23 protein-coding genes are annotated in these 22,307 nt (G+C 41.2%); 13 read left to right on the plus strand and 10 right to left on the minus strand.

The features are described from left to right. Positions 1-72 precede the first annotated feature (72 nt). Positions 73-1,941 carry a tRNA uridine-5-carboxymethylaminomethyl(34) synthesis enzyme MnmG gene (mnmG, locus tag KX723_RS08730; protein ID WP_218813952.1) on the minus strand — a complete coding sequence of 623 codons (1,869 nt, stop codon included), beginning with the start codon at positions 1,939-1,941 and terminating at the stop codon, positions 73-75. A 159-nt stretch (positions 1,942-2,100) separates the two neighbouring features. On the opposite strand from mnmG, the gene KX723_RS08735 reads away from it, so the two are divergent. Both KX723_RS08735 and KX723_RS08740 read left to right on the plus strand, forming a co-directional pair. Continuing rightward, the gene (locus KX723_RS08735; protein WP_218813953.1) at positions 2,101-2,856 is read left to right on the plus strand and encodes an FKBP-type peptidyl-prolyl cis-trans isomerase N-terminal domain-containing protein; all 756 of its coding nucleotides are present in this window, start codon (positions 2,101-2,103) and stop codon (positions 2,854-2,856) included. 182 nt (positions 2,857-3,038) lie between these two features. Beyond that, positions 3,039-3,263 (plus strand): CsbD family protein, encoded by a 225-nt coding sequence (locus tag KX723_RS08740; RefSeq protein WP_218813954.1) that lies wholly within the window; start codon positions 3,039-3,041, stop codon positions 3,261-3,263. Positions 3,264-3,370: 107 nt separating this feature from the next. Here KX723_RS08740 and tilS read toward each other — a convergent pair whose 3' ends face one another. The 3 genes from tilS to KX723_RS08755 are packed head-to-tail and all read right to left on the minus strand — an operon-like array spanning position 3,371 to position 5,980. Next, entirely contained in the window at positions 3,371-4,690 is a 1,320-nt protein-coding gene (gene tilS, locus KX723_RS08745) for a tRNA lysidine(34) synthetase TilS (protein WP_218813955.1), read from the minus strand. 46 nt (positions 4,691-4,736) lie between these two features. Continuing rightward, positions 4,737-5,684: an acetyl-CoA carboxylase carboxyltransferase subunit alpha gene (locus KX723_RS08750; RefSeq protein ID WP_218813956.1), complete on the minus strand. Its 948-nt coding sequence runs from the start codon at positions 5,682-5,684 to the stop codon at positions 4,737-4,739. 2 nt (positions 5,685-5,686) lie between these two features. Next, entirely contained in the window at positions 5,687-5,980 is a 294-nt protein-coding gene (locus KX723_RS08755) for a PA3496 family putative envelope integrity protein (RefSeq protein WP_218813957.1), read from the minus strand. Positions 5,981-6,066: 86 nt separating this feature from the next. Here KX723_RS08755 and KX723_RS08760 point away from each other — a divergent pair, with 86 nt between their 5' ends. Next, positions 6,067-6,651, plus strand: a complete 585-nt coding sequence (locus KX723_RS08760; protein ID WP_218813958.1) for a uracil-DNA glycosylase family protein — start codon at positions 6,067-6,069, stop codon at positions 6,649-6,651. Here KX723_RS08760 and KX723_RS08765 read toward each other — a convergent pair. Then, positions 6,648-7,103 (minus strand): Hsp20/alpha crystallin family protein, encoded by a 456-nt coding sequence (locus tag KX723_RS08765; RefSeq protein ID WP_218813959.1) that lies wholly within the window; start codon positions 7,101-7,103, stop codon positions 6,648-6,650. The two genes, KX723_RS08760 and KX723_RS08765, sit on opposite strands and share 4 nt — an antisense overlap. Positions 7,104-7,199: 96 nt before the next feature. Here KX723_RS08765 and KX723_RS08770 point away from each other — a divergent pair, with 96 nt between their 5' ends. From KX723_RS08770 to KX723_RS08805, 8 genes are all read left to right on the plus strand, one after another. Continuing rightward, complete coding sequence (locus KX723_RS08770; RefSeq protein ID WP_218813960.1) at positions 7,200-7,529, plus strand: (2Fe-2S) ferredoxin domain-containing protein; 330 nt, start codon at positions 7,200-7,202, stop codon at positions 7,527-7,529. Next, positions 7,510-8,418 (plus strand): LpxL/LpxP family Kdo(2)-lipid IV(A) lauroyl/palmitoleoyl acyltransferase, encoded by a 909-nt coding sequence (gene lpxL / locus KX723_RS08775; RefSeq protein WP_218813961.1) that lies wholly within the window; start codon positions 7,510-7,512, stop codon positions 8,416-8,418. Before KX723_RS08770 ends, lpxL begins: the two co-directional genes overlap by 20 nt. Positions 8,419-8,429: 11 nt before the next feature. Then, positions 8,430-9,626 carry an amino acid permease gene (locus tag KX723_RS08780; protein ID WP_218813962.1) on the plus strand — a complete coding sequence of 399 codons (1,197 nt, stop codon included), beginning with the start codon at positions 8,430-8,432 and terminating at the stop codon, positions 9,624-9,626. A gap of 21 nt (positions 9,627-9,647) precedes the next feature. Next, positions 9,648-10,844: an amino acid permease gene (locus tag KX723_RS08785; RefSeq protein WP_218813963.1), complete on the plus strand. Its 1,197-nt coding sequence runs from the start codon at positions 9,648-9,650 to the stop codon at positions 10,842-10,844. Between the two features lie 14 nt (positions 10,845-10,858). Beyond that, positions 10,859-12,859 carry a transketolase gene (gene tkt / locus KX723_RS08790; protein WP_218813964.1) on the plus strand — a complete coding sequence of 667 codons (2,001 nt, stop codon included), beginning with the start codon at positions 10,859-10,861 and terminating at the stop codon, positions 12,857-12,859. Positions 12,860-12,878: 19 nt separating this feature from the next. Further along, positions 12,879-13,892, plus strand: a complete 1,014-nt coding sequence (gene gap / locus KX723_RS08795; protein ID WP_218813965.1) for a type I glyceraldehyde-3-phosphate dehydrogenase — start codon at positions 12,879-12,881, stop codon at positions 13,890-13,892. Positions 13,893-14,086: 194 nt separating this feature from the next. Continuing rightward, positions 14,087-14,317, plus strand: a complete 231-nt coding sequence (rpoZ, locus tag KX723_RS08800) for a DNA-directed RNA polymerase subunit omega (protein WP_126323337.1) — start codon at positions 14,087-14,089, stop codon at positions 14,315-14,317. Positions 14,318-14,337: 20 nt separating this feature from the next. Next, complete coding sequence (locus tag KX723_RS08805) at positions 14,338-16,458, plus strand: RelA/SpoT family protein (RefSeq protein WP_218813966.1); 2,121 nt, start codon at positions 14,338-14,340, stop codon at positions 16,456-16,458. On the opposite strand, the gene panC is transcribed toward KX723_RS08805, so the two are convergent. Further along, entirely contained in the window at positions 16,430-17,215 is a 786-nt protein-coding gene (gene panC, locus KX723_RS08810; RefSeq protein ID WP_218813967.1) for a pantoate--beta-alanine ligase, read from the minus strand. The two genes, KX723_RS08805 and panC, sit on opposite strands and share 29 nt — an antisense overlap. Next, positions 17,199-17,984, minus strand: coding sequence for a 3-methyl-2-oxobutanoate hydroxymethyltransferase (panB, locus tag KX723_RS08815; RefSeq protein ID WP_218813968.1), 786 nt, complete (start codon positions 17,982-17,984; stop codon positions 17,199-17,201). Before panB ends, panC begins: the two co-directional genes overlap by 17 nt. 217 nt (positions 17,985-18,201) lie before the next feature. On the opposite strand from panB, the gene waaC reads away from it, so the two are divergent. Beyond that, positions 18,202-19,152: a lipopolysaccharide heptosyltransferase I gene (gene waaC, locus KX723_RS08820; protein WP_218813969.1), complete on the plus strand. Its 951-nt coding sequence runs from the start codon at positions 18,202-18,204 to the stop codon at positions 19,150-19,152. On the opposite strand, the gene KX723_RS08825 is transcribed toward waaC, so the two are convergent. From KX723_RS08825 to KX723_RS08835, 3 genes are read right to left on the minus strand one after another with little or no spacing between them, the layout of a single operon-like run. Continuing rightward, entirely contained in the window at positions 19,141-19,458 is a 318-nt protein-coding gene (locus tag KX723_RS08825; RefSeq protein WP_218813970.1) for a hypothetical protein, read from the minus strand. The two genes, waaC and KX723_RS08825, sit on opposite strands and share 12 nt — an antisense overlap. Positions 19,459-19,495: 37 nt before the next feature. Further along, positions 19,496-19,666 carry a hypothetical protein gene (locus KX723_RS08830; RefSeq protein ID WP_218813323.1) on the minus strand — a complete coding sequence of 57 codons (171 nt, stop codon included), beginning with the start codon at positions 19,664-19,666 and terminating at the stop codon, positions 19,496-19,498. After that, positions 19,614-20,228 carry a hypothetical protein gene (locus tag KX723_RS08835; protein ID WP_218813971.1) on the minus strand — a complete coding sequence of 205 codons (615 nt, stop codon included), beginning with the start codon at positions 20,226-20,228 and terminating at the stop codon, positions 19,614-19,616. Before KX723_RS08835 ends, KX723_RS08830 begins: the two co-directional genes overlap by 53 nt. Positions 20,229-20,292: 64 nt before the next feature. Here KX723_RS08835 and KX723_RS08840 point away from each other — a divergent pair, with 64 nt between their 5' ends. After that, entirely contained in the window at positions 20,293-22,302 is a 2,010-nt protein-coding gene (locus KX723_RS08840) for a primosomal protein N' (protein WP_218813972.1), read from the plus strand. The last annotated feature ends 5 nt before the right edge of the window (positions 22,303-22,307 follow it).

Below are 22,307 nucleotides of genomic sequence, written 5' to 3' on the forward strand. Positions count from 1 at the left end.
AGAAATATGGATTAATATTTAAAAAAAACAGAAAAAAGGCGCATTAACTTTAGTAAAATATACAAGCGTGTGTTAATGTTTTTTGACGTGTACCAACAAGAGAGAAATTGCCGCCGGCGTTATACCGGAAATACGTGATGCCTGACCCAAAGTCAGTGGTTTATGTTGAATTAATTTTTCCCGTACTTCATTAGAGAGCCCTTTAACGGCGTGATAATCTAAATTCACGGGCAATGAAATCGCTTCGTAACGCGCTTGCCGCTGCACTTCGCTGCGTTGCCGCTCGATATAACCTTGATATTTTGCTTGAATTTCAACTTGTTCACTCACGGCTACATCTAACACACCCGGACCTAAACCTTCTATTTTCATTAAAACACTATAATTTAATTCGGGCCGTATCAGTAACTCAGAAACACGATAGTCTCGAGTCAAAGGCTGTTGCAAATACATTTCTATCGCCTTACTAGCTGATGTTTCTGGCTTGACAGAAAGTTTCTGTAGACGTTGTTGTTCTTGCTCTATGCTATCTCGTTTATTACAGACGATTTTCCAGCGGATTTCATCAATTAAACCTAAATGATACGCTGATTCGCTTAAGCGTAGATCCGCATTATCCTCTCGAAGCAATAAACGGTATTCTGCACGGCTGGTAAACATACGGTAAGGTTCTAAAGTACCTTGTGTAATTAAATCGTCAATTAAGACCCCAATATAGGCTTCGTCACGTCGCGGCGCCCACGCTGATTTCGCTTGCGCTTTTCGCGCCGCATTTAAGCCCGCAATTAATCCTTGCGCGGCAGCTTCTTCATAGCCGGTGGTACCATTAATTTGACCAGCAAAAAATAAATTTTCTAGTATGCGCGATTCCAATGAAGGAAATAAATCACGTGGATCAAAAAAGTCATATTCAATGGCATAACCCGGCCGGGTTATGTGTACTTGCTCTAAACCTTTAATACTACGCACTAATTCAACTTGCACTTCAAAAGGTAAACTGGTTGAAATACCATTCGGATACACTTCATGCGTATTAAGACCTTCCGGTTCAAGAAAGATTTGATGTGCTGTTTTATCAGCAAATCGAACGACTTTATCTTCAATCGATGGGCAATAACGGGGTCCTATACCATCGATCACGCCACTATAAATAGGTGAGCGATCTAAGCCTGAACGAATAATGGCATGCGTTGTTTCATTCGTATGTGTAATGAAACAACTAATCTGCGCAGGATGCTGCTCTAGCTTTCCTGAATAAGAAAACACAGGTAAAGGATAATCACTGGGTTGTTCTAATAATTGTTTATAATCAATGGTTCGGCCATCAAGGCGCGGCGGCGTGCCTGTTTTTAAGCGATTAATTCGCAAGGGCAATTGACGCAATCGCTCTGCTAAATGCATAGCCGCGGGTTCCCCCGCTCGTCCACCTTGTGATTGTTGTAACCCGATGTGAATTTTACCGGCTAAAAAGGTCCCGGCCGTTAATACCACCGTCTTAGCACGAAAATGAATCCCTGATTGCGTGATAACGCCTTTAATACGATTCCCTTCCCAAAGTAGATCATCTACTGCCTGTTGCAAAATAAGTAGATTAGCTTGATTTTCTAATGTCGCACGAATGGCTTGTTTATAAAGATTACGATCCATCTGCGCACGTGTTGCCCGTACAGCTGGGCCTTTACTGGCATTTAAAATACGCCATTGTATTCCGGCGTGATCGGCGGCACGCGCCATCACACCGCCTAAAGCATCAATTTCCTTGACCAAATGACTCTTGCCAATGCCCCCTATAGAAGGATTACAGGATAATTGACCGAGTGTTTCAATATTATGTGTCAATAACAAGGTTGCTGCGCCTAAACGCGCTGCCGCTAAGGCCGCTTCAGTCCCTGCATGGCCACCACCCACCACAATGACATCAAATTCTTGAGAAAGTTGCATAGTTTATTCTTAGTTATCGCTTGTTTTCCAACCATGCCATTTGAGCGGCAACGCAGACAAAAATTCAAGTACGAAGAGTATAGGCTTGCATCTTGCTATACGAGCCGTATAAAGGCAATATAACGTTCTTTTAATGCTATCCCCAAGAGGAAGAACCCAATGACAAGATTATCCGTCCTTTCTACCCTAACGGCTAGTTTAATCGTTAGTTCATCGGCACTGGCTGCACAGACTACCCCTCCCTCCGCGGTTAATCAACTCGGTGCGACAAGCCAGCATATCAGCTCCACATCAACACCGAGCAAAGCGCAAATCAGCTACAGTATTGGCGCTGACCTGGGTGAAAATTTTAAGGAACAAGGGATCGATATCGACCCTGCTGAACTCGCCCATGGATTAAAAGATGCAACCCTAGGAAAAACCTCATTATCACAAGCACAAATGGTGGATATATTGAAAAACTTTCAACAACAACTTATTGCTAAAAAAGAAACTGAATTTAAAACCGTTAGCGATAAAAACAAACAGCAAGGCGATACTTTCTTAGCTAGCAATAAAGCAAAGCCTGGCATTATCACAACGAAAAGCGGCATGCAATATAAAATTGTTAATGCCGGTAATGGTGAAGCACCTAGCGATAATTCAATGGTAAAAGTGATGTATACCGGTAAATTTATCGATGGCACAATTTTCGATAAATCGAAAGATCCTGTTACTTTCCCAATTAATAATGTCATTCCTGGCTGGACTGAAGTTTTAAAATTGATGAAACCGGGCGCTGAATTCGAAGTCGCTATTCCCCCACAACTCGCTTACGGTGAACATGGCGTGGATAAAGCCATTGGCCCCAATCAAACGCTGTTATTTACTATCCATCTCTTGGAAGTAAAAAAAAGCGACAGTAAATCTGCTTAAACCAATCCATTAGTGAATGCACGACATTATTCCCGCAAAAGCGGGAATAATGTCCCAACTTGTATCTGAGTAGACTTCCGCTATACTCGATCAGACGAAATTATCTTGTTTTTTGTCTATACCGCTCGTACTTCTTGGGTATAGATCTTTTAAACCCGTTGATATTACATAAGGAGATAGCAATGAATGCAGATGAATTAAAAGGGAAATGGCAACAATTGATCGGTAAATTACGTGAACAATGGTCTAAACTTACCGATGATGACTGGCAAGGAATCAAAGGCAATAAAGATCAGCTGGTCGGAAAAATTAAAGAGCGATATGGCGTCGAGAAAGAAGAAGCGGAAAAACAACTTCGCGACTTTTTTAACAAAAATAAAGACGACGACGACCACCATCAACCATAAAATAACTACCGTCATTGCCCCGTACCTATCTTAAAACATTCAGTAACAGAAATGCTTAGTACGATAATATATTTTCTGTAAAAATAGATTCGGGGACAATGAGTTTTCTATATAGATTTTAAACTGATTATGTACCCTAGCTCATTAGGCTTAGCCAAATAATTGGGATTAATGCCATAACCCGCTACCGCAATAAGCTGCTCCTTGTAATAAATCAAAGGAATTTTTTCGCGTTGCCAAGGTGGAACAGCCCATTCTTGAAAGAGTTTTTTTAATGGATGAGAGCCGAGACGTCCTTGCAAATGAAACCGCTCTCCGCCTTGTCGAAAATTAATAGTTACCGACTCTGCTTTAATACTTTCACAAGAAATTCCCTGGCCTTGTGTTCGCTCAGCCATTAAGAACCCTAACGGTGGTAACGGTAAAACCGCTTGTTGTAGATGTAGATCCCAGGCAACAGGCAAGCTAGGCCGTTTATTTTCTTTTAATATAAACGGATATAAAAGATCACGGTAACGACGAACTTGCACACCACCCCAATTGACTTGGGGATTCGCATCGCCTTTACTTTCTAACAAAAACTCAATTTGTTGCAGTTGCATTTGAGTAGGTAGCGGAAAATGTAATTGCTTCAGCCAATAACGTAAGCAATTCCGTCGACGTGGGGGTGTTAAATGAAGTAAATGGGAAACCAGTATATTATTTGATTGTGGATCCCGAACTTTTATCAAGTCCTCATAGGCCAGCGCTTCAAGTAGTTGATGTGCTTCTGCCGCATTTTCAGCAACACGTGCTAAGGTTTTACTCGCTTCAGGCCAACGTTGCTGGATAAGTGGTAATACTTGATGGCGCATAAAATTACGATTAAATCGCAAATCGGTATTACTACTATCTTCTACCCATGTCAGTTGTTGCGCTTCAGCATAAGCTTGCAATTCTGCACGAGTACATTGCAACAAAGGCCGAACAAGAAATCCATTTGCAAACGGCATAGCCTCAGACATACTGGCAAGACCTCGAAGACCCGCACCACGCAATGACTGTAACAGTAGCGTTTCAGCCTGATCATCACGGTGATGTGCTGTCAATAAACAATCCCCACTTCCTAATCGTTCCCCCATCGCCGCATAGCGTACTTGTCGCGCATAAGCTTCTGGACTTTCACCTTGCTTTGGCTGAGCGTCAACGGCAATCACTTCACTATGAATGCCCAGCTGTGCACAGGTTCGCTGACACTTATCTGCCCATTGTGCCGCCTCGCTATGCCAGCCATGATTAATATGAATAGCGCGTAACCGTGAAGTGGGTACCAACTGAGAAAGTGCATGTAACAATACCTGCGAATCCAAGCCGCCACTATAAGCGACCCAAAAAATCGACTGTGGATATTGATCCAATAAAATAAGGAGTTTTTCAGGATTAAACATGGGGTGACGATACAAAGCCTAACGCGGCTTGTAAAGGCTTATTAGCTTATGTTCCTATCGCTAATAGCTTTTCATAGCGTTGACCCAGTAATTTATCCGTAGAATAACCACGTAATTGCTCACACTGTTGAATAAGCACTTTTTTTAGGCTATCGAGCATACCATCCGGATCTCTATGTGCCCCACCCAGTGGCTCTTCAATCACTTGATCAACTAACCCTAACTCTAGCAAATGTTCTGCCGTCATCGCCATCGCAGCAGCAGCCTCAGGCGCTTTCTCAGCACTTTTCCAAAGAATAGAAGCACAACCTTCCGGGGAAATAACTGAATACACGCTATATTGAAGCATTAAAACGCGGTCGCTAACACCAATAGCCAATGCGCCTCCAGAACCACCTTCACCGATGACGGTAGAGATAATAGGCACTTTAAGCTGAGACATAGCTTGTAAATTAATGGCAATTGCACCGCTCTGGTTACGCTCTTCCGCATCAATACCAGGATAAGCACCGGGCGTATCTACAAATGTTAAAATAGGTAATTTAAATCGCTCTGCCAGTTCCATTAATCGCAGTGCTTTGCGATAACCTTCAGGCCTAGGCATTCCAAAGTTACGCCGTACTTTTTCGTTTGTACCACGACCTTTTTGATGACCGATAATCATAACCGGCTGATCGGCTAAACGCGCTAAGCCCCCTATAATCGCCTCATCATCTGCAAATTGTCTATCGCCATGTAGTTCATCGAACTCTGTAAAAATCTTATCTACATAATCAAGGAAATAAGGGCGTAGCGGATGACGGGCTAACTGAACGACCTGCCATGCATTAAGCGAACTAAAAATAGATTGAATCTCTTCAACCCTTCTTTGTTCTAAACGTTTGATCTCCCCACTCACGTTGACTTCGGCATCATTACCCAACTTACGCAGTTCTTCTATTTTCGCTTCAAGCTCTGCGATGGGTTGTTCAAAATCCAAAAACTTACCGTGCATAATTACTCGCTCTTCGTCACATCATTATTTTCTGATGCTTCCGTATCAAATTCATAGTCGAACTCTTCGCGCAATCGTCGTTGCTCTAAATAATCTTCGATAGCGCGCCTTTTTTCCAAAGAAAAACGCACGGGAGAAATCTTAGACTTTTTATTTAATGCATCTAACGCTAATTCTTCTGGCCATGTATCTAATTCGTCATCTTCGATCTCTAAGATATCCGGTGATAACGCGGCTTCATTATGCCCATCACCACTATCTTCTTCTACTAACACATCCGATTCTTTATACTCCATAGATCCTACCTGTTGTAAGCAACCTATTTTAGGGCTTACTTTAGTGGGTGTAGGGCCCCTTTGGCAAGTAGAACTTCTATCCACCTATGAATAAATTACCATTACTACTTGAGAAAATTCGTCAATGCCACGTTTGCGCAGCCCATTTACCCCTCAAACCCAACCCCATACTACGGGCACAATCACAAAGTCGTTTACTCATTGTAGGGCAAGCACCTGGAATCCGTGTGCACCAAACGGGCATCCCGTGGAATGATCCCAGTGGTGATCGTTTACGTCAGTGGTTAAATATAGATAAAAAAATATTCTATGATGCATCAAGAATTGCCATCATCCCGATGGGATTCTGTTATCCAGGAACAGGCCCTTCGGGTGATCTCCCGCCTAGAAAAGAATGTGCTCAACATTGGTTAACGCCTCTTCTAGAGTCTCTTCCACATATTCAATTAACCCTACTCATAGGTCAATATGCTCAACAGCATTATCTGAAAAATCGCAGTAAAAAAACCTTAACTGATAATGTAGCCTTTTTTTCAGAATACTTACCACAGTATTTCCCACTCCCGCATCCCTCACCGCGTAATAATATTTGGCTGAAACGAAACCCGTGGTTTGAAAAAACGATCATACCGACACTACAAACCCTCTGTAGTAAATTACTAAAAAACTAATCTCTTTTCATTGCTACTTTGATTTTTTTAGACTTCATCTTCTCGCGTTTAGGAATAATAACTTCTAATACCCCATGCTTACCTTCAGCGGTCACCCTATCCGGATCAGCGGTGTCCGGCAAAGCAAAGCGACGATAAAAAGACCCTGTTGACCGTTCTATACGCGTATAACCGCCTCTTTCTTCTTTCTTCGCACTCGTACGCTCACCCTTGATAGTTAATACGCCATTTTCCATGGCGATTTCTATATCATTCGGATCGACACCCGGGATATCCGCATAAAGTATAAACCTCTCAGGCTCCTCTTTGATATCAACGCAGGGCGCCCAATGGCTTGTCTCCACTAATGAATTATCCTCAGGATAGTTTGGCTCAAATAATTGATCCCATTCCTGAGACAAACGATGCAGTTGATGAAGTAAAGAAGGTCTGTAGCGAGTCGTATTTGTCACGGCATTTCTCCTCCTTGAAGTACATACTACTAGTTTAACCGAAAAAAAGCATATAATCTCGGGGTTGAACTTTACTTTCTAACACGCGGACCGCTTATGTCCTACTACCAACAGCATATTTTCCTTTGTGTCAACGAACGCGACAATAATAAAGACTGCTGTGCTAAACGAGGCGCTAAACCCTTGTTAGACTATTTAAAAAGCAAAATAAAACAACTTGATAATAAAGGGGAAAAGAAAATACGGGTTAGTAGTGCTGGTTGTTTAGGACGCTGTAAACGGGGACCTGTGCTAGTTATTTACCCTGAAGCTATCTGGTACCATTGTGAAACCCAGCAGGATATCGATGAAATCATCGCGCAGCATATAATAAACAAACAAACCGTCGCTCGATTATTACTACCTAATGAAAACCGAACACTTTAATCTGCTACATCCTCGTTACTGGCTCACTTGGCTGGGGTTAGGTATTTTATATGGGATAAGTAAATTCCCTTATAAAATACAGTTAACGATTGGAAAATATTTAGGTCGTGCTGCATTTTATCCACTCAAACGTTTTCGACGTATTGCCCGTATTAATCTTGCGCTTTGTTTTCCGGAACTATCCGAGCCCGAACGAGAACAACTGTTGCGAAAACATTTTGAATCCCTCGGTATGGGTCTCATTGAGTCAGCCATGGCGTGGTGGGTGCCACCCCACAAACTAGCGCCGCTGCTTCATGTAGAAGGCTTAGAACATTTACATGATGCCATTGCAAAAAAACAAGGCGTGATTATTTTAAGTGGTCATTTTACCTCACTAGATATTTGCGGACGTTTATTCTCAGCTATTTTTCCTATGTCAGTCGTTTACCGTGAGCAAAAAAATCAAGTGATTGACATGCTACTAAAACGACATAGAAATTTTAAACTGATGCAACCTATTCATCGACACGCCGTACGTCAAATCATTAAAGCACTCAAGAAAAACACCGCTATTTGGTATGCGGCCGATCAAGATTATGGTGCGGCACACAGTATTTTTTCCCCTTTCTTTAATATAGAAACAGCCACCATTACAACACCTAGCCGCTATGCCAAACAAACCCATGCGCAAGCTGTCACTTTATTTTATCATCGTCTTCCCGATGGAAAAGGTTATCAAATTACGATCGCACCTATTTTAAAAAATTTTGCTGAGCTTGAGCCCACGGAGGCAACACTTTATTTTAATAACGCATTAGAAGAAGCAGTTCGTGCTCATCCTGAACAATACCTGTGGATACATCGCCGCTTTAAAACGAGACCGCCTGGTCAACCCTCTTTTTACTAAAAGCTTAAATTATGAATAATAAATTGATCGGCGGCATTTTACTGATTATCGGCACCAGCATCGGTGGCGGAATGCTTGCCTTACCTATTGCCACCGCGCAGTTAGGCTTTATCAACGCCCTTCTATTCCTTGTTATTTGCTGGGCGGTTATGACAGCCAGTGCTTTACTTCTTTTAGAAGTTAACCTCTGGCATCCGGTAAACAGTAATTTAATTACGATGGCGAAAACAACCTTAGGTCGTTTTGGTCAAGTGATTGCTTGGGTTAGTTATTTATTATTACTGTATGCCTTATTGGCCGCTTATGTTTCTGGCGGAGGCGATTTTCTACAGCATTTTTTAAATGGATTTCATATAAAACTGAGCAGTAAAATTTCTACTGGCTTATTTGCTTTTTTATTAAGTATCGTGGTTTATAAAGGTATTCGATCCGTTGATTATGTAAATCGGGGGCTAATGTTTAGCAAATTAGCCGCCACAGGTTTATTAGTCCTCTGTATTTTTCCCTTTGTCTCGATTGACTATCTTTTAACACCTGGAAAATTCCTTCATCTTCCGGGCGTTATCGCTAGCATCACCGTCATCATCACTTCTTTTGGATTTGCGGTCATCGTCCCTAGCCTACGCAGCTATTTTAAAAATAATGTGTCGCAATTACGTAAAGCTATTCTAATTGGCAGTGTCATTCCATTGATTTGTTACATTTTGTGGGAATTAGTCATTATGGGTGTCATTCCCCCACAAGGACCAATTAGTTTAGCGGTCATGGCGCACTCAAGCCATTCAAGCAGTGATTTAATTAATGCCTTAAGTCAATTACTCCATAAACCACTTATTAACTTTTTAGCAAAAACATTTACCGCCATTTGCCTGGCTACCTCCTTTTTAGGCGTCGCTTTAAGTCTTTTTGATTTTTTAAGCGATGGATTTGCTATTAAAAAAACCAGCTTAAATAAATTAATGATTTATGCGCTGACCTTTACACCGCCTTTAATTATTGCTTATCACTATCCTAATGTATTTATTAAAGCCCTCTCCTATGCGGGTGTACTTTGCGCCATACTATTAATAGCACTTCCCGCGATGATGGCTTGGAGCGGACGCTATATAAAAAAATGTGCGTCTGGCTATCAGGTAAGCGGTGGTAAATATTTATTAACTATTTTACTGATGGCTTCCTTCTTTCTTATTGTTTTAAGTCTAATTTAATCTGTTATTAACTGGAAAAAAATGAATACTAAACAAATCGGCGGCATTCTCATGATCAGCGGCAACGCCATCGGTGGTGGAATGCTGGCATTACCTCTCGCCACGGCACAATCTGGCTTTATTAACTCCACATTATTTTTAATAGCCTGCTGGGCTATTATGCTTGCAGGTGGTTTATTGATATTAGAAGTCAATCTTTGGTTCCCTGCTAATAGCCATTTAGTCTCTATGGCACGTGCTACGTTAGGACGAACCGGCGAAATAGTGACATGGTTATGCTACTTATTATTATTGTATTCTTTGCTCGCCGCTTATATTGCGGGCGGCTCAGATTTTTTACAGGGTTTATTTCAAAAAGCACACCTACATTTCTCGCTCAAATCGATGGCCGTTTTGTTTGTCCTCGCGTTGGGTATCATTGTCTATAAAGGCATACGCTCCGTCGATACCTTCAATCGCGCGTTAATGGGCGGCAAATTACTCATTTATATTCTGCTGATTGTATTAATTTTCCCTTTTCTTTCATCAAAACAGTTGCATCAAGGACAGTTTCATTATTTGCCAAGCAGCCTCACCATTATGATCACCTCGTTTGGTTTCGCCGCAATCATCCCTAGCTTACGAAGTTATTTTCATAGTGATGTACAACAACTACGTCGTGTCATTATTTTTGGCAGTCTAATCCCGCTCATTTGTTATATTTTATGGAATGCCGCTATTATGGGCATCATACCGCTTGGCGGTGATTCAGGTCTTGTGCACATTGCGCAGGCTAAACAACCTACCAGTGAATTAACGAATACACTCAGCACATTATTAGGTAAAAATCTCATTACCGGACTCGCATGGGGATTTACATCTATTTGTCTTGCTACTTCTTTTTTAGGCGTAGGACTCAGTCTAGCTGACTTTTTAAAAGATGGTTTTGCCTTAAACAAAACCGAAAAAGGTAAAAGTATAACGACTCTACTTACATTTCTTCCGCCCTTAATCATTGTTTTATTCTTTCCTGGCGCATTTATGACGGCATTAAATTATGCTGGTATTTGGTGCGCTAGTTTGTTAGCTTTACTTCCAGCACTCATGGCTTGGTCAGGACGTTATCGTCAACAGAATACTTTTCCTTATCAAGTAGCAGGTGGAAAATTTTTATTAGGTTTGGTAATCCTCGCGGCTACTATTATTATAGTGCATGCGATTATAGTTGATGTTTTCTAAGCAAATTTATTTATATGCCTTATCAAAAAAAATGTGCTGACGCCATTCGTGTGTTGAGCATGGACGCCGTACAAAAGGCCAATTCAGGTCACCCTGGTATGCCGATGGGAATGGCCGATATTGCGACTGTTTTATGGCAAGATTTTTTTAAGCATAATCCTAGTAATCCGCAATGGTCGGATCGCGATCGTTTTATATTATCAAATGGGCATGGTTCCATGCTGCACTATGCGCTACTTCATCTGACAGGTTACGATCTTACCTTAGAAGATATTAAACAATTTCGGCAATTACATTCAAAAACACCCGGTCATCCTGAAGTTGGCGTCACACCCGGTATAGAAACCACCACCGGCCCCTTAGGGCAAGGGTTTGCTAATGCTGTTGGCATGGCATTAGCTGAGCGAAGTTTAGCGGCGCAGTTTAATCGTCCTAATCATGAAATAGTCGATCACTTCACTTATGTTTTCATGGGTGATGGGTGTTTAATGGAAGGTATTTCTCATGAAGCAGCTTCATTAGCCGGTTGTTTGGGCCTAGGAAAAGTAATTGCTTTCTGGGATGACAACAACATCTCCATTGATGGTGATGTCACAGGTTGGTTTAAAGACAATACACCGCAACGCTTCGAGGCCTATAATTGGCATGTTATCCCTGATGTCGATGGCCATAATCCTGAGCAACTAAAAAAAGCCATTCAACAAGCACGCGCCGTAACCGATAAACCTAGCTTAATTTGCTGTAAAACACACATCGCCTTTGGTGCACCTAACTTAGCGGGTAGTCACGAAGCACACGGAGCACCTTTAGGTGACGAAGAAATAGCCGCCACTAAACAAGGATTACAATGGGATTATCCTGCTTTTGAAATCCCCGATGATATTTATCAATGTTGGGATGCTCGCGAAAAAGGCAGCACTTTAGAAAATAGCTGGAAAGAAAAATGGCAACACTATCAACAAGCGCATCCCGAGCTAAGTAAAGAATTTCAACGCCGCATTAACCATGCACTTCCTGAAGATTGGTCGGAAAAATCCAGGAAGATCATTTTGGAAACCATTAAAAAATCATCTGAAAAAATTGCTACGCGTAAAGCATCGCAGAACAGCTTAAATGATTTTAGTCCTCTATTACCTGAATTATTAGGTGGTTCAGCGGATTTAACCGAATCTAATTTAACCTTTAGCAAAACCTCTCGTGTATTAGATCGAGAAAACCCTGCTGGGAATTATATCCATTATGGTGTTCGAGAATTTGGTATGTCGGCGATGATGAATGGTATCGCACTACATGCTGGATTTATTCCCTATGGCGGCACTTTTTTAGTATTCAGTGACTATGCACGAAATGCCATTCGCCTTGCCGCATTAATGAAACAGCGCGTTATTTTCGTTTACTCACATGATTCAATTGGATTAGGCGAAGATGGTCCTACGCATCAACCTATTGAGCATATCAATAGTTTACGTATGATTCCTGGCCTTTCTGTATGGCGGCCTTGCGATGCCGTTGAAACAGCCATCGCGTGGCAGCAAGCCCTAGAGCATCAAGGCCCTACTTGTTTATTACTCACACGACAAGGCTTAGCGCCACAACCCCACTCGGAAACAAGTTTATCCCCTATCAATCGTGGTGCTTACATCCTTCTTGATTGTGAATCTACACCAGAGGCCATTATTATCGCCACCGGCTCTGAAGTAAGCCTCGCTATGAGTGCGGCACTATCGCTAAATCAACAAGGCAAAAAAATTCGTGTGGTATCTATGCCGTGCAGCGATCGTTTTGCTACACAAGATGTCGCTTACCAACACGCTGTTTTACCTCCTACGATCACTAAACGGCTTGCCATCGAGGCTGGTAATACTGATTTTTGGTATCGCTATGTAGGCTGCGAAGGGAAAGTAATTGGCTTGGATAGATTTGGTGAATCTGCACCCGGCGCTACTGTATTTGCGGCCTTAGGTTTCACCACTGAACATGTCATTAAAACACTCAATAAATTATTAGCAGCTTAAAAACAAGGGGAAAATAACGATGAAGACAAAAATTGCTATCAATGGTTATGGACGCATTGGCCGTAATATCCTAAGAGCAATCTTTGAATCACCCAAAAAACTCAACATAGAAATTGTAGCGATCAATGATTTAGCCGATATCAACATGAATGCCCACCTAACCCGCTACGATACTACCCATGGAAAATTTCCAGGAACCGTTGTGGTTGAAGGTGATCATTTAATTATTAATGACCACCCTATAAAAATGGTTTCAGAGCGTGATCCAGAAAAACTACCCTGGAAAGCACTCAATATCGATGTGGTACACGAATGCACGGGCTTATTTACTAGCCCTGATAAAGCAGCTAAGCACCTCACAGCCGGCGCAAAAAAAGTGCTTATTTCCGCCCCTGCTGGAAAAGATGTGGATGCCACCATTGTTTATGGTGTCAATCACCACACTCTAAAAGCCGAGCATAAAATTATTTCTAATGCCTCGTGTACGACCAACTGTCTAGCGCCGATTGTAAAACCCCTGCACGAAAAACTAGGCATCATTCAAGGTTTGATGACCACCATTCACGCCTATACTAACGACCAAGTATTATTAGACACGCACCATAGCGATATGCATCGCGCGCGTTCTGCCACATCATCGATGATCCCCACAAAAACTGGTGCAGCTAGCGCTGTAGGCCTTGTGCTTCCTGAATTAGCGGGTAAATTAGATGGTCTCGCCATACGCGTCCCAACGATTAATGTTTCCCTGGTTGATTTAAGCTTTCAAGCAAAACGTGCAACGACCGTTGAAGAACTGAATCAAATATTGAAACAAGCCTCTCAAGAAGAGTCTCTTAAAGGCATATTGAACTACAGCGAAGAACCTTTGGTCTCTATTGATTATAACCATAACCCGGCTTCCTCTACCGTAGATGCGACACAAACCCGCGTAATGGGCGATTTTGTGAAGGTGTTAGCGTGGTACGACAATGAGTGGGGGTTTTCCAATCGAATGCTCGATGTCACCACAGCCCTCATGCAGGCTAGTTAATGCCCTCTACCAAGAGAATCTAGTATAAAATAAGCCAAATAATGATATAGTGTAGCCTATAGATTGAACGTTGCTCTCGAAAAAACTGAGATAAGCGTCACTTAGTGAGACTTATTAAGGGCATGCCCTGTCTTAGAGAAATCCGGGGTAAGGCCCAGTATTAAAGAATTAGTTAATTTGATAGAGAAAAGAATATGGCACGTATTACTGTTGAAGATTGCTTACGAAAAGTTGAAAACCATTTTGAGCTAGTCATTATAGCATCAAAACGCGCAAGACAAATTGCAAAGGGCGGCATGGCGATGGTTGAGCCTGAGAATGATAAACCGACTGTCATCGCGCTTAGAGAAATTGCAAGCGGACGACTTAATGAAACAGAAGGAAAATCCGAACTAGAAAGTGGTGCACAAACCACTACTCCATAATAGCTTGGCGGGGATCCTGCATGCATCTGTTTAGTGAACTCAAACAAGAAGCGCAAGAATATTTACCACCCGATCAAGTCGAACGTATCTACCACGCTTATCAATTTGCCGCTAAAGCGCATGCTGGCCAACAGCGGCATAGTGGTGATCCTTATATCACCCATCCACTTGCTGTCGCTAAAATCTTAGCGCAAATGCATATGGATGCACAAACCCTGATCGTGGCACTCCTGCACGACGTCATTGAAGATACCGCTATCGAAAAAAATAGCCTAGCCAACACCTTTGGCCCTGAAATTGCAGAGCTTGTCGATGGCATGAGTAAGCTTACCCAAATTCAATTTCAAAGCCGTGCCGAAGCGCAAGCAGAAAATTTTCGCAAAATGCTGCTCGCTATGGCAAAAGATATACGTATCATTCTCATTAAGCTGGCGGATCGTTTACATAATATGCGTACCTTATCCGTTGTTCCACCGGAAAAACGTCAACGCATTGCCAGAGAAACGCTAGATATCTATGCACCGATTGCCCAACGTCTAGGAATGCATGCCTTACGCGTTGAACTAGAAGATCTGTGCTTACTTAATCTTCATCCTTGGCGCTATCGTATTTTAGAAGCCGCATTACAAAAAACCAGACGAAAACGTAAAGCATTGATAAGTAAGATCGAAACTGAAATAAAAACCGCTTTTCAAAAAAATCACTTACACCCTACCGCGATTTGGCATAAAAAAAAGCATCTTTACCCTATCTATAAAAAAATGCGCGAAAATCATTTAGGGTTTAATGAAATTATTGATATTCCGATTTTTTGTATTCTTGTAGACAACATTGACTCTTGTTACCGCGTTTTAGGTGCCGTGCATAACCTTTATAAGCCATTACCGGATCATTTTCACGATTATATAGCGCTACCCAAAGCCAATGGTTATCAAGCATTACACACCACCTTATTTGGGCCCAGTACTTCTATACATATTCAAATCCGTACTACTGACATGGACAAGTGTGCTGAGCATGGCATCGTGAGTTATTGGTTAGATCAAAATAAAGAAAGCGAACTTAGACCACATTTACGTGCTCGTGAATGGCTTAAACGATTACTTGATATTCAAAAAACAACCTCAAGTTCATTAGAGTTTATAGAAAGCGTCAAAATCGATCTATTTCCTTCTGATATTTATATTTTCACACCTAAAGGCGATATCATCGAGCTACCCCAAAAAGCCACACCTATCGATTTTGCCTATGCGATCCATTCAGATATAGGAAACCATTGTGTTACGGTTAAAATTGATCAACAACCAGTCCCCTTAAGTACAGCATTACAAAGCGGCCAAACTGTGGAAATTACAACCGATCCACAAGCCTTGCCAGACTCACGTTGGTTAGATTTTGCCGCCACTGGGCGGGCACGTAGCCATATTCGCCAATTTTTTAAAACTAAACAACATAACGAAGCGGTTCAACTAGGACAGCGCTTACTCGACAATACATTAAGCCCTCTAGGGAAAGATAGTACGCACCTATCACCTAAATACAGCACTAAAACATTGAATAAATTTCATTATGCATCCTTTGAAGATTTACTCGAAGCGATCGGATTAGGCCATGTCCATCCATCAATGATTGCTAGCTCACTGACAAATTTAAAAAATATTTCAAAAAAAGATAGCCCAAGCCCATTGCCCTTATTCATTAAGAATACAGAAAATAGTTTAATTACGTTTTCTGAATGCTGCCGCCCTATTCCAGACGATGAGATCATTGGCTTACTCAATGCAAGCCATGGCCTTACGGTACACTTACAACGTTGTAAATATGCGGTACGGTTATTGAAAAAAAACAAACATCGCGCTATCCCCGTACAATGGGAAAAAATCACTGAAGGTCTTTATAAAACTGACCTTTATATTGAAACCTTAAATCAACGTGGCGTTCTTGCTCTTTTAACGCATCGCATTGCTAAAGCAAACACCAACATCGATAACATTCAAGTTGAAAACCATGACAGAGAACATAGCATTATTCTTTTCACACTATCCGTAAAAAATCGAAAGCATCTTGCTAAAATTATTCGATTACTCCGTACGATTAAAGCCATCGTAAAAATTACACGTCACCGAGCACTTTCGGCATAGTGTAATCTACGTTATCAATCAGCCTTACATCCCCTAACCATACTGCCGCTAAGCGCCGATCCCATTGATCAGCGACATAATCAACCTTAAATCCTAAAGCTTCTAATTGCTTAGCCGCCGATGCTGAATGCTGCAATTTTTTTAACATCTCTGGGAAATGACGTGCTTTTTCACGCTGATCTGTTGTTAAGTGTGAATTTCTGGAACTCAATGCCAATCCATCTTCAGCACGTACTGTTAAACAAGCAACAATGTCTGTTTCTAAAAACAGTGCCTGTGCCATTTTTTTTATGAGCAATAATTGCTGATAATCTTTTTCTCCATAATACGCACGTGATGGTTTAACTATATTTAAATATTTCAAAACCACGGTTAACATGCCATTAAAATGACCGGGGCGAAATTCTCCTTCAAGTATTTGGCTTAATTCAGTTGTTTCACTAACCTGTATATGATAATCATCAGGATAGATAGCTTGTTTATCTAATAAGAGTAAATAATCGACTTTTTGTTCAGCCAACAAGCTTTTGTCTTTTTCTAAGGTACGCGGATAATTGGCAAAATCTTCATCGCGATTAAACTGTGTGGGGTTAATAAAAATAGCCGCGATTGTAATTTCATTTTCTTGTTGGGAACGTGCGCATAAACTCAAATGACCTTCATGTAAATGACCCATGGTATGCACAAAACCAATACTTTTACCGTGTATTTTTTTCCTTAAAACTCGCCATTCGTTAATACTAGTAACAATGTTCATAGCTTGGAAATTCTCTTTGTTTGACGGATTGAACATACTGATTAACGCTTTCATTCAGTAACTGACTGCCACTTAAAAAGTGTTTGACAAATTTAGCTTTGAAATCCAGATTTAACCCTAAAAGATCTTGCAATACTAAGACTTGACCATCGGTATCTGAGCCAGCACCAATTCCGATAGTGGCAATATTTAAAAGCTGTGTAATCGCTTTTGCTAAAGGTGCCGGAATACATTCCAGTACCAAGGCAAAACAGCCTGCTTCTTGTAAAGCTAAAGCATCTTGTTTTAAGCGCTCAGCGGCAGCTACGGTTTTTCCCTGAACTTTGTAACCACCTAGTACATGGACAAATTGTGGTGTTAAACCTAAATGTCCCATCACTGGAATGCCTGATTCAACTAAATGAGAAATTAAGCTGAGATTACCAGCGGCACCTTCTAATTTAAGTGCATGTGCACCTGCGCGCATTAACGTTTCAGCGGCAGAAACGCTTTGACGTAGTGATTTACGATAACTTAAAAAAGGAAGATCACTGATAATAAATTTATCCTTTGCGCCACGACTAACCGCTGCCGTATGTAGTTCCATCATCGTCAATGTGGCCATCACAGTATCCTTAAAACCGTGCATGGTCATTGCTAGGCTATCACCTACCAGCAACGCATCAAGCGTAGAATCGTTGAGAATTTTTGCCGTGGTGTAATCATAGCAGGTCAGTACGGCAATTTTTTCTTGTGCTTGTTTTTTTTGGGTAAAAAGCTGGCTGCTCATTGATAACCACCCTGTAAAATACAGACGTGGGTAACGTTGGATACCTGTCGCATGATCAAGTCCTCATCATTAGATTATTTATATATTTGGAATAATCACTTGTCTTTGCCTGATAGGTCAAAGCAAGCTCAATTTAGTCTAATGGAACATTTCCTTCTTCGCAAGCAAGCGCACTTTATGCTAGTTTAATGGTCTTTATCTGAACTATGCTTATTTCATGCGTGTATTAATCGTAAAAATGTCTTCTATGGGTGATATTATCCATACCTTGCCGGCTATCAATGATGCCAGCACAGCATTACCTGGCATCCAATTTGACTGGGTGACTGAAGAAGCCTTTACTGAAATTCCAATGTGGCATAAAAATGTGAGGCAAGTCATTCCAATTGCTTTACGCCGATGGCGCCGACAAATCTACCGAAGTTTACGACAGCATGAAGTTCAGCGATTTTATAAACAACTACGATTACAACACTACGATAAAGTGCTTGATGCGCAAGGTTCCATCAAAAGTGCAGTCACAACACGCTTAAGTCGTGGTTATCGGGTAGGCTTCGATAAAAACTCAGTCAGAGAGCTTTTTGCTAATCTAGCCTATCAAAAAACATTTTCTGTACCCTGGAAACAACATGCCATCAACCGTAGCCGTCAATTATTTGCCGAGGCGTTTGCATATACTTTACCTACAACTCCGCCTTGCTATGGTATAGACAAAACACGTTTAAACTTAACAAAGTTTACTTTGCCAGAAAATTATCTGGTATTTGTACCCAATGCTAGCTGGTCAGCTAAATGCTGGCCTGAAACCTATTGGTATTCTCTTGCAGAACAAACGGCACAAGAAAAAATACCTTTTTTTATTCCCTGGGGTAATGAAGAAGAAAAAAAACGCGCTTTACGAATTCGTGACCAGCATTCCAATGTAAAGGTATTACCCGCATTAAGCTTAAATGAACTAGCTAGCGTGCTGTTACACGCCAAAGCAGCTGTGTGTGTGGATACGGGATTAAGTCATTTAGCCGCCGCTTTAGAAGTCCCCACCATTACCTTGTATGGTCCTACTGATCCAAAACTCATAGGAACAATGGGAACATCGCAGACCCATCAACCCTTAGACACAAACGCAGAAACAATATGGCAATTGCTTAAAACCATCCTAAGACCTTGAAAAACTAAGCTTTAGATCCTCTTTTATAAGACGAGGAAGAGGTAACTTATCAATTTTTTCAGCTTGAATAACATCCTTTCCAAATAAATTATCAAGCAAATTATATTTACTTAATTCATAGAGAGAAGCAGGAGGATTAGAATATTTAAGTAAATAGGCACGGGATATTTTATTATCTTGATAAAGCATCTTTAAAACAGCTGATTTACCTACATCTCTGATAATATTCTGCCCGCATGAAAATTCTTCTTGTCTAAGAAAATCTGGGTCAAGTGAGTCGCTATGCTCCCGAAGAATTTCGGCCATCGTGTCCCCGAAATTCGTTCGCATGACGCGACTGAAATTAGGCCGCGATACGTCCTGCGTCCGGCACGCACTCACTCCTTCGGAGTTCATGCCCGTGCCTCCCACAAATGACTTTACGGCGTGATGCGTTTCCTGCTTCGCCCGTCAACGCACGCCTATCGCGGGCTCTTCGACTTCGCATTGCTTTCACAATGCTTTCCTGTCTCATCGTTTGACAAACTACACTTTAGGTCTTCCTTTATAGAAAGCGGTAAAGTCAATTCATCAATTTTTTTAGTTTGGATAGCACCTTTTCCAAAAAAATTATCCATCAAATTATATCTCCCTAATTCATAGCGAGAAGCGGGATAATTAGAGTATTTAAGTAAATACGCACGGGATATTTTATTATCCTGATAAAGCAGCTTTAAAATAGCGGGTTTATCTACCTCTTTGACAGTATTCTGCCAATGCGTAAATTGTTTTGGAGAAAGAAAACCTGGATAGTGGTTTTTATAATCTCTATACTCTCCATGTGAAAATACGATATCGGTGACATGTTCATTACATCGTACATCATCACCATAAGCGATAGCATTAACCTCATATTTAGAAATAAGACAAACTGATAAGTTATGCCTATCTAAAATAATATTAGTTAAATTATATCCGAAATTGTTAAATAGCTTTGCTAGCGGTTGATTATAGCCATTACTAAACAAAGCCTCATGTCTAAACTCCAAGATTTGTAGTTCTTTGTTATAACTTATGGTGTAATTTAGGTTTGGCATTGGCTTCTCCTAATTATCGCTATGCTAACTCACATTAATATATTATGAAAGGCTAATTACATACATGGCACTTATTCTCAGAATCGCTCTTTCAGTGCCGATAGCTCACTATTTTGATTATTTAGCGCCTACTGATTTGCCTGATATTCCACTAAAAAAAGGACTACGGGTATTAGTTCCTTTTGGGAAGCAGGAAAAAGTAGGCTTTTTGGTTGAAGTCAGTGAAACTTCTGAATTACCTACCTCTCAATTAAAAACAGCCATCGCTATTCTCGACGCGCTACCACTTTTATCCGATGCTTTATTACATTTATTTGAATGGACAAGCCGCTATTATCACACGCCTTTAGGCGAAGTGTTTGCCAATGCTTTCCCAGCGTTATTGAGAAAATCCAAAAAAGGCAAACCCTTATCGCTCGCTGCTATACCATTAGAAAAAAATGATGATATTAAAATTAATTCAACCACCATCACATTAAACACTCATCAACTAGCCACTGTGGCCACAGTAACGCAATCGCTCGGTCAATTTAAACCCTTTTTACTGCATGGCGTGACAGGAAGCGGCAAAACTGAGGTTTATCTTGAAATCATCGAAGCGGTACTCAAGCGAAAAGAACAAGTGTTGGTATTGCTACCTGAAATTGGCTTAACGCCGCAAATGTTAGCACGCTTTCAAGCACGTTTTGCGGTACCTTTAGTGTTATTTCACTCCGGACTCACCGATAAACAACGTTTAAGGCATTGGCTATTAGCTAAAAGCGGCGATGCGGCGATTATTATGGGTACACGTTCTGCTTTATTTACTCCGCTTCATCGCCCTGGTCTTATTATTATTGATGAAGAACATGATGCGTCGTTTAAACAACAAAAAGGATTACGCTATCATGCGCGTGATTTAGCATTGATGCGCGCTAAATTTGAAAACTGTCCTATTGTATTAGGATCAGCCACCGCTTCTTTAGAAAGTCTGGCCAATGCAAAACAAGAACGATATCATTTTTTATCATTACCAAACCGTGCAGGCTGCGCTATTTTACCTAAACTTCGTTTTATTGATCTACGCCATCAAAAACTTGAGCAGGGATTTTCACCCCTACTATTACAAAGTATGGCGCAACATCTAAAAAATCAGAACCAAGTACTTTTATTTTTAAACCGTCGTGGTTTTGCACCACTGACGATTTGCCACGCCTGCGGATGGACAGCCAATTGCCCGCATTGCGATCAAACCATGACTTTTCACAAAAAGCCCGCGCATTTGCAGTGCCATTATTGTGGGTATCGTTGTCCGCTTACTACGCATTGTCCTGCTTGCAAAGAACCGCAGTTAGTCAGCTTAGGCCAAGGTACACAACGTTTGGAAGAAACCTTAAAAAAATATTTTCCTGGTGTTGGAATAGTACGACTTGATCGAGATAACACGCAAAAAAAAGGCAGCTTAGAGGATTTATTAAAAAATATACATCAAGGAAACAGTCAGATTTTAATCGGTACACAAATGTTAGCAAAAGGGCACCACTTTCCTAATGTGACTCTGGTCGGTATTTTAGAAGCGGATGCTGGATTATTTAGCGCTGACTTTCGTGCTTTAGAACGAACAGGACAACTTATCATGCAAGTAGCGGGTCGTGCCGGCCGTGCTGATAAACCGGGGGAAGTACTTATTCAAACCCATCATCCCGAACATCCTTTATTACTACAGCTGGTAAATCAAGGCTATTTGGATTTTAGTGAAAAATTACTGCAAGAAAGGCAAACAGCCATGTTACCGCCTTACAGCCATTTGGCATTAGTGCAGGCTGAGGCAATCACATCGGATTATCCATTGGCATTTTTAAATGAAGTTAAACAACACGCAACCCAGCTACAAAGCAATGTAACCGTACTAGGTCCTATTCCTGCTTTATCACCACGTCGTGCGGGCTATTATCGCGCTCAGTTATTATTTCAAGCAAACAAACGTAATGATTTGCACAGTTTACTAAAACCATTAACAAAATTAATACCGGGGTTAATCAATCATCGTCGCGTCAGATGGTCCCTGGATGTCGATCCACTCGAAATAATCTAGCAAAA

The organism is Rickettsiella endosymbiont of Dermanyssus gallinae (assembly GCF_019285595.1).
Taxonomy (GTDB): Bacteria; Pseudomonadota; Gammaproteobacteria; order Diplorickettsiales; family Diplorickettsiaceae; genus Rickettsiella_B.